Below are 1207 nucleotides of genomic sequence, written 5' to 3' on the forward strand. Positions count from 1 at the left end.
CTAGACAAAATGACACCAAATGAGTTTTACTATGATCAGCTACCCCAACAAAACAAGGTGGCTTAACTAGAGCGGAATATCACTTATAAATACGCTTTTAGTTGTTCAAACAAGTGGAACCACCTCTATCTTCTGCTGGTCCCTGTTATTTTAAAAGTCTCTGCTGTGGTAACCATAGTGCAGTGATAGATTTTTGACAGGCGATAATGCAATAAAGTCCGCAACTAGGCGGACTTTCTGCTTTAGATAAATCATATACATAGATGAAACAATTTTAAGAAGCTTACGCGTGCTTCAATATGGTTCTTTCTTCGTTTATTTTGTCAGGAGTAGAGCGCAATTCATTACCAATAGCTTAGGATCATCCTTATCAACTAATCGAAACTGATATTCAAAACTAGGAAGTCTACCTGGAACAGCAGATTGTGCAGTGGATGCAACAGGGATAGCGATCTTATTTTTACTTTCGGCAAAGGCATTAGCTCTTAAAATTACATCTGACTTAAGTTTGGAAGTATTGGTAAATACTCCACCAGCTGACATTTGAGAAATCATCTAGGTATCTCTACCAATAGGAACAATATCTGCTGTTGCACAACCAGTTAAAATCAGCACGCTAATAACCAGTGCTTTAACTTTCATAAATGTCATTATTGAATTTCCCCAATTAACTGATCCACTAACGGTTCTATTTTGGATTCATTACTTTTGTACTTAGTAGGATTTAATAATCCCCCAGCATGTAATTTGTATTCAGCAACCCCAATTCGTTTTTCATTTTTATAGAGAATTAATTGTGCCTGAGTAAGTACCATTGAAAAATCCCACTTTTGATATGCTACATACCTGAGTGAATATTCACATAGTTCTGGTCTTTCCCCACTATAAACTTGAGTAACAATATTGTGATATTCCAAACGAGAAGTAATGATGTCCTCTAGATTTTGAACTATCACTTTAGGGTTATGCTTTATACAAACTTTTTGAATCTTTTCCCCTTGGCTTAATTGTACAGGTGTGATTTTAGTTGTAGCGCACCCAGTAAGAAGCATCATAGAGCCGAATAAAATTATTATTTTCCTCTGTACACGACAAATTTCATAGGATCCTTGTCCTATCAGGCTTTTTCTTTCTTAAAATTGCTAGCACTTTCTTAAATTCTTCTTTTTTTCCAAAACCAATCAAACGTAGAATAGCCATTTGAACA

The 1207-nt window shown here is 35.5% G+C and carries 2 protein-coding genes; both read right to left on the bottom strand.

The genetic code is table 11. The features are described from left to right. Positions 1 to 315: 315 nt before the first annotated feature. A complete protein-coding gene (locus FTT83_RS15920) occupies positions 316 to 555 on the bottom strand; it encodes a hypothetical protein (protein WP_180080796.1) in 240 nt (79 codons plus the stop codon). A 95-nt stretch (positions 556 to 650) separates the two neighbouring features. After that, on the bottom strand, positions 651 to 1055 hold the full coding sequence (locus tag FTT83_RS15925; protein ID WP_180176208.1) for an Sbal_3080 family lipoprotein: 405 nt from the start codon (positions 1053 to 1055) through the stop codon (positions 651 to 653). Positions 1056 to 1207: the final 152 nt, after the last annotated feature.

Origin of the sequence: Acinetobacter sp. YH01018, from assembly GCF_013420295.1 — a bacterium.
In the GTDB taxonomy this organism is placed as follows: domain Bacteria; phylum Pseudomonadota; class Gammaproteobacteria; order Pseudomonadales; family Moraxellaceae; genus Acinetobacter.

Bases quoted from the DNA above. Each gene is read 5' to 3' on its own strand.
- FTT83_RS15920 (WP_180080796.1), bottom strand. From the start codon at position 555: ATGATTTCTCAAATGTCAGCTGGTGGAGTATTTACCAATACTTCCAAA.
- FTT83_RS15925 (WP_180176208.1), bottom strand. From the start codon at position 1,055: ATGATGCTTCTTACTGGGTGCGCTACAACTAAAATCACACCTGTACAA.